This window comes from Vibrio sp. Vb0304 (assembly GCF_033338995.1).
Classification (GTDB): Bacteria; Pseudomonadota; Gammaproteobacteria; order Enterobacterales; family Vibrionaceae; genus Vibrio; species Vibrio alginolyticus.
The window spans coordinates 69267-75451 of record NZ_JAWOTT010000019.1 but is presented as its reverse complement, the minus strand read 5'-3'; the positions used below and the strand labels follow the sequence as shown (position 1 = coordinate 75451).

General features: G+C 43.4%; 7 protein-coding genes and 1 tRNA gene. 5 read left to right on the top strand and 3 right to left on the bottom strand.

Annotated features, from left to right (window positions below; all coding sequences use genetic code 11):
• Positions 1 to 107: 107 nt before the first annotated feature.
• The 4 genes from R7P35_RS18830 (at position 108) to R7P35_RS18815 (ending at position 2474) form a co-directional block, all read left to right on the top strand.
• A tRNA-Trp gene (locus R7P35_RS18830) sits at positions 108 to 184 on the top strand.
• Between the two features lie 476 nt (positions 185 to 660).
• Positions 661 to 993 carry a DUF1904 domain-containing protein gene (locus R7P35_RS18825; protein ID WP_005381768.1) on the top strand — a complete coding sequence of 111 codons (333 nt, stop codon included), beginning with the start codon at positions 661 to 663 and terminating at the stop codon, positions 991 to 993.
• Positions 994 to 1005: 12 nt separating this feature from the next.
• Positions 1006 to 1842, top strand: coding sequence for a penicillin-insensitive murein endopeptidase (mepA, locus tag R7P35_RS18820; RefSeq protein WP_005381766.1), 837 nt, complete (start codon positions 1006 to 1008; stop codon positions 1840 to 1842).
• 323 nt (positions 1843 to 2165) lie between these two features.
• Positions 2166 to 2474 carry a hypothetical protein gene (locus R7P35_RS18815; protein WP_005381765.1) on the top strand — a complete coding sequence of 103 codons (309 nt, stop codon included), beginning with the start codon at positions 2166 to 2168 and terminating at the stop codon, positions 2472 to 2474.
• Positions 2475 to 2516: 42 nt separating this feature from the next.
• On the opposite strand, the gene R7P35_RS18810 is transcribed toward R7P35_RS18815, so the two are convergent.
• The 3 genes from R7P35_RS18810 to rdgC all read right to left on the bottom strand — a co-directional run bounded on the left by R7P35_RS18810 (position 2517) and on the right by rdgC (position 5254).
• Positions 2517 to 2771, bottom strand: a complete 255-nt coding sequence (locus R7P35_RS18810) for a YfhL family 4Fe-4S dicluster ferredoxin (protein WP_005381763.1) — start codon at positions 2769 to 2771, stop codon at positions 2517 to 2519.
• Between the two features lie 2 nt (positions 2772 to 2773).
• Entirely contained in the window at positions 2774 to 4174 is a 1401-nt protein-coding gene (gene yegQ, locus R7P35_RS18805) for a tRNA 5-hydroxyuridine modification protein YegQ (protein ID WP_025768851.1), read from the bottom strand.
• Positions 4175 to 4339: 165 nt separating this feature from the next.
• Positions 4340 to 5254, bottom strand: a complete 915-nt coding sequence (gene rdgC, locus R7P35_RS18800; protein WP_017633930.1) for a recombination-associated protein RdgC — start codon at positions 5252 to 5254, stop codon at positions 4340 to 4342.
• A gap of 224 nt (positions 5255 to 5478) precedes the next feature.
• On the opposite strand from rdgC, the gene phoB reads away from it, so the two are divergent.
• Positions 5479 to 6168 carry a phosphate regulon transcriptional regulator PhoB gene (gene phoB, locus R7P35_RS18795; protein WP_005381752.1) on the top strand — a complete coding sequence of 230 codons (690 nt, stop codon included), beginning with the start codon at positions 5479 to 5481 and terminating at the stop codon, positions 6166 to 6168.
• Positions 6169 to 6185 lie beyond the last annotated feature (17 nt).

The window sequence follows — 6185 nt, the reverse complement described above, 5'->3', positions numbered from 1 at the left end:
GGTAGTTCAGTTGGTTAGAATACCGGCCTGTCACGCCGGGGGTCGCGGGTTCGAGTCCCGTCCACTCCGCCACTTATTTGAGCGTCGTCTCAATAAACACGAATTACAGGGGTGTAGCTCCAATTGGCAGAGCAGCGGATTCCAAATCCGCGTGTTGGGAGTTCGAATCTCTCCACCCCTGCCATACTTTAAAGCCTCAGCAGTAATGCTGGGGCTTTTTTGCATCTGAAGAAAAGAGAAGCTGACTAGTTGGAAGAGTTGTCGATTCCTCTGATACCAAAGTATCGGGGGGATTGAAAGCTCATATCTCCGGGATATTGGTCCACTTCACCTATCCCCCCATATTCATAAGCTCTGGCTTAGGTCAGGGTCTCTTTTATTCCTAACGTATAGTTTCGATGTCAGGTGTATGTTTATCCAACGAATATGGCATACCTTTGCTTCAGATAGTTTTATTTTCTAGTAATGTAATTACTAAATGTTGATGTATCGCTTTGCTCTTTCTGTTTTACCTTCGAATTTCATAACACTTTTTCTTCGTTATCGAGCACATCTGATTCACAATCTATTGAAAGGTCAGTGGTTACATTGGCTTGGATGATTACTGACTTGGTTCCTGTTATCATCATGCATTAATGCTAATAATTAGGAAGTAAGTTTATGCCACATTTTCGATTCCGTGCTGTAGAGCCACAAGCTGTTCAGGCATTATCAAAACCTCTTACGGATGAACTTCAGCCTCTAATGGACTGTCCGCGTGAGGATTTTACTTTTGAGTATATCTACACTACGTTTTTCAATGAGGGTGAGGTGAGTGCTGCATATCCTTTTGTCGAAGTGCTTTGGTTCGACCGTGGCCAGGAAGTGCAAGATGAAGTTGCCAAGCTTATTACGCAACAAGTGCGCGGTATCGCTGGTGCCGATATTGATGTTGCGGTTATCTTTTCCGCCTTATCTCCTAAAGCTTATTACGATAATGGCGAACACTACTAAAGGTTAAAGGCTATGAGGCTGAGTTTCATTGTAACTTTGGGTTTATGTTTCTCAGCTTCAGTATGTTCTACTCCTTGGGAGTCTGCGGTTAATCCTACCCGAAACTCTTCCTCCTCTATTGGTAGTTATGCTAACGGTTGTTTAGATGGTGCATTACCCTTGCCTCTCGATGGCGTTGGTTATCAAGTCTTACGTAGTAAAACGAAGCGCTACTATGGGCACCCTAAAACGATAGAGTTTATTGAAAATCTGGCGCTTAAAGCTCATCAAAATCTCAACACCACTCTGCTAATTGGTGATTTGTCTTTACCTAGAGGTGGAAGGTTCTCCTCTGGTCATTCTAGTCATCAAACCGGGTTAGATATCGATATCTGGTTAAGACTTGCTGACCAACCGCTTTCTTATAACGAATTACAACTTCCTAAACCCATGAGTGTGGTGGATTTAAAAGGTTATTCCATACTTAATCATCGCTGGGAAGAACGGCACTTTAAGCTAATTCGGTACGCTTCAAAAAGTAAGGATGTTGCACGAATTTTTGTACATCCTGTTATTAAGGAGCAACTTTGCTTGCAAGAAAACGGCAAAGATCGTTCTTGGTTACGTAAAGTACGTCCATGGTGGGGGCATCATTACCACTTTCACGTCAGGTTATCTTGTCCTGATTCGAGCGACTATTGTGTTGATCAAGCACCACCTCCAGTAGGTGATGGTTGCGGTGCTGAGCTTGCAAGTTGGGCCCCAAAAGCAAAACCTACTGATACCCCTCAACGGGTAAAAACAACCTCTAAGCCCAAACGAAAAAAAGTCGTTCCACCTCAATGCTTGCCGCTTATCAATCCTAATTAGTGTTACTCTTCAGGTTTATCTGTACTTGGTGATCTCTTTTATGAAACTGGAGAAACATCATACTTTTGTCTACATTGAATAGTACCAATACAAAAACTAACCCAATCAGTTTTGGGGACATATTATAGAAATCTAAATTAAACAAAGAGTTGTAGTATGGGTAAGTTGTAACTTCTCTGTTTAGAAAAAGATCTTTCGTCACGATACTCTGGTTTCTTAGCAATATGTCTGTCAGTTGGCTAAAAAGCGATAACAACGCAGACAAGTGTGTAAGGCAGGGATATACCCTTTTCCTGTTAGAAGAGTAAATCAAGGACAAAACCATGACTATGATTTGTGCAAAAGAATTTGCAGAGTGGTTAAGACACAGATTTAGCAGTGATACTAAAGGAGTCTCTTTGACTCGAGAGGATGTGAATCACCTGACTGGGCGTCAACGCCTTGATCCGGGTTTTGTTAATGATGTGCATTATGAGCTGATGCAATATGGAATGGCTTTCGTTACTGATACGAGCCGAGAAAACTTTTATTTAATACCTGTTTCTCAAGCGGAAAATTGGCGTGAGAGACTAGAGTATCATTTTGAAAAAGAGCTGTTCTGCAATATTATCCCTATTGAAAAATCAGGTTGAGAAAAGGTTCAACTTTGATGTCAAAGTTGAACCTAATTGCTCTTATGCTAACCCTTGAATAATCACGAATTTTTCAAGCAACTGCTCTTCAGTTTCGACATGGTTCGGATCAGTGATTATGCATTTTGTAATTGGACACACTGACTGACAGGTCGGCTTTTCGTAATGCCCCTTACACTCTGTACATAGCGCTGGATCAATTTCGAAAATGCTCTCTCCCATACTGATTGCCCCATTGGGGCATTCGGGATCACACATGTCGCAGTTGATGCATTTGTCAGTAATGAGCAAGGCCATGATTACTTACCAGTCGGGTTACGGGTGTCCTGCCCTGAGTTCAAGTTACGCATCAATAGACCGTATTCTAAATCTAGATCTGCTGGTACTGGAATGAAGACGAAGTGACCATTCCCTTTGGCATCCTCAATAGACTCTGACTTACGGTTTTCCATCGCTTCTAGCGTGAAAACAACATTACCTTTTGGCGTCATTAGCTCAAGACTATCACCGACAAGGAATTTGTTTTTCACTTCTACTTCAGCCATATCGCCACGACGTTTACCAGTGAACTCACCAACAAACTGTTGAGCATCAGAGACTGAGTAACCGTAATCGTAGTTTTGGTAAGTATCGTGTGTATGACGGCGTAGGAAGCCTTCAGTGTAGCCACGGTGAGCTAGGCTTTCTAGTGTACCCATTAGGCTTTCATCGAATGGTCGACCTGCTACAGCATCATCAATCGCTTTACGATAAACTTGAGCGGTACGTGCGCAGTAGTAGAACGATTTAGTACGACCTTCAATTTTCAATGAGTGAACACCCATCTTAGTTAAGCGTTCAACGTGCTGAACCGCTCGTAGGTCTTTAGAGTTCATGATGTAAGTACCATGCTCATCTTCGTAAGCCGCCATTTTTTCTTCTGGACGGTGCGCTTCAGAAAGCAGAACGACTTCATCTGTTGGTTTGCCGCGACCAATTGTGGTTTCAGGGCGCTCGTCTTGTACTTCGACAGGCTGTGCTTCAGTCGGGTCGAATTTCTCTACGATATCACCAGCGTCGTTTTCTTTACCCTCTTCAACTTTGTATTCCCAGCGGCATGCGTTAGTGCAAGTGCCTTGGTTAGGGTCACGTTTGTTGATATAGCCAGAAAGTAGGCAACGACCTGAGTAAGCCATGCATAATGCACCGTGAACGAATACTTCAAGCTCAGTTTCAGGGCAATGCTCACGAATTTCTTCGATTTCTTCTAGAGACAGCTCGCGAGAAACGATCACACGTTCCACGCCATTCGCTGCCCAGAACTTAACGGTCGCCCAGTTTACAGCGTTTGCTTGTACAGAAAGGTGAATTGGCATTTCTGGGAAAGCTTCACGAACCATCATAATTAGGCCTGGATCTGACATGATCAATGCGTCAGGACCCATCTCTACGATTGGCTTAAGATCACGGATGAACGTTTTTAGCTTCGAGTTGTGTGGTTGAATGTTACATACCACATAAAGCTTTTTGCCTAGGGCGTGGGCTTCATCGATACCGATTTTTAGGTTCTCGTGGTTAAACTCGTTGTTACGTACGCGAAGGCTGTAGCGAGGTTGGCCTGCGTAAACTGCATCTGCCCCGTAGGCGAATGCGTAACGCATGTTTTTCAGGCTGCCCGCTGGAGATAGTAGCTCAGGCACGAATGCTTTCTCAGTTGTCATTGCTCAATTCTCTTTTATCTGATCACAAGTCAGGCCAATTCCACCTAATGGAAATGGGGCGCAAATTTTACGTCAAAATGTGAACTGTGACTAGGGTAATTGTGCTTCAGATAGAAAAACGCCCTCAAAAAAAGTGAGGGCGTTATGGTTAACCTTTATACAAAATTAAGCGTTAGGATTCGGTAAGCCGCCTAGCGCATCGTATAGGTTGGGAAGGAAAGCACTGAACTCTCCACACATTAGAGAGAAGTCTGCATCAAATCGAGCTGCTTGATCTTCACGTGGAATATCATCGTTTTGATCTTTCAATTCATCAGAGAATTTTAGACGTTTGATGCCTGCATCTTCCGTCATAATGAACTCAATACGATCTTGCCAATTAAGCGCAAGTTTCGTCACGACTTTATCCGCAGCGATGTGGTTGCGGATTTCATCAGTGGTTAGCTCTTGCTTCTTACAGCGAATCACACCACCTTCTTCAAGTACGGATTTTAGCTCAGCTTCGTCCATCATGCTGATACCTTGAGGTGTGTCACCGCTTTTCACCCACTCGGTTAGCGTAGTTTCAATCGCCACTTCTGGAATAGCAGGAACAACAGGTAAACTACCCATGGTTTTACGAAGCAATGCTAATACATCTTCTGCTTTTTTATAGCTGCTTGCATCAACAAGGATAAAACCTTCTTTTGGCATGATGAGCACGTGAGTGTGGCTGCTGCGGCTGAATGCGCGCGGCAGTAAATCCATTACGATGTCATCTTTCAGGTTGTCTTTCTCTTTCTTCTTCAGAGGACGACCTTCTTGCGCTTCCATTGCTTCTACTTTTGCATTCAATGATTCTTTGATCACAGAGGCAGGTAGCATTTTCTCTTCTTTCTTGGCGCAAATCAGAATGCGGTTTTCTGACACGTGAGTCATCATATCGCCATGTCTACCCATTGCACTGACCCAGCCAAATTTCTGTTTGTCTTGACTGCCACACGGGGTGAATTGGAATTCAGACAGCTGAGTTTCTAGTTGTTCGGCGTTAAAAGTAACCTCGCGGTTAACGCGGTATACCAGACAGTTTTTAAACCACATAAATCTTCTCTAGGCTTGATGACAAGGGACTAATCATAGGGAATTTTTGTGCTGATGTCTTAATAGAAATGAAAAATATCCGAATGAACCTCAAAAGAAAGTTATATGAAAATTTGTTTTCAAAGGTCACAAAAGTGTCATAATTGGTAGTGATAATGCTTATGCAAAGAGAGGCGCTTTGTCTCTTAAATTCATTAGCTCAACGAACATAAGGTTACTCAATTATGTCTAGAAGGATTCTGGTTGTTGAAGACGAAGCTCCTATTCGCGAAATGCTGTGCTTCGTACTTGAGCAGAAAGGTTACCAAGCGGTAGAAGCGGAAGATTACGATACTGCAGTAACCAAACTGGCTGAACCCTTCCCTGATTTAGTTTTACTGGATTGGATGTTACCAGGTGGTAGTGGCATTAACTTCATCAAACATATGAAGCGAGAGGAATTAACGCGCAACATTCCAGTTGTGATGCTTACCGCTCGTGGTGAAGAAGAAGATAAAGTGCGTGGTTTAGAAGTTGGTGCGGATGACTACATTACTAAGCCATTCTCTCCTAAAGAGTTGGTTGCGCGCTTAAAAGCGGTCATTCGTCGCGTTACTCCGACTGCACTAGAAGATGTAATTGATGTACAGGGATTGAAGCTTGACCCTGTATCGCACCGTGTTACGGCTAATGATGCGCCATTAGACATGGGCCCTACAGAATTTAAGATGCTTCATTTTTTCATGACGCATCAAGAACGCGTATACAGCCGTGAGCAGCTATTAAACAATGTTTGGGGCACCAACGTGTATGTCGAAGACCGTACAGTCGATGTTCACATTCGCCGCCTGCGTAAAGCATTGGAAGCTGCAGGGCATGATAAGCTGATCCAAACTGTTCGTGGTGCTGGATACCGCTTCTCGACGAAGGCATAAATTAACACGCAGCTTAT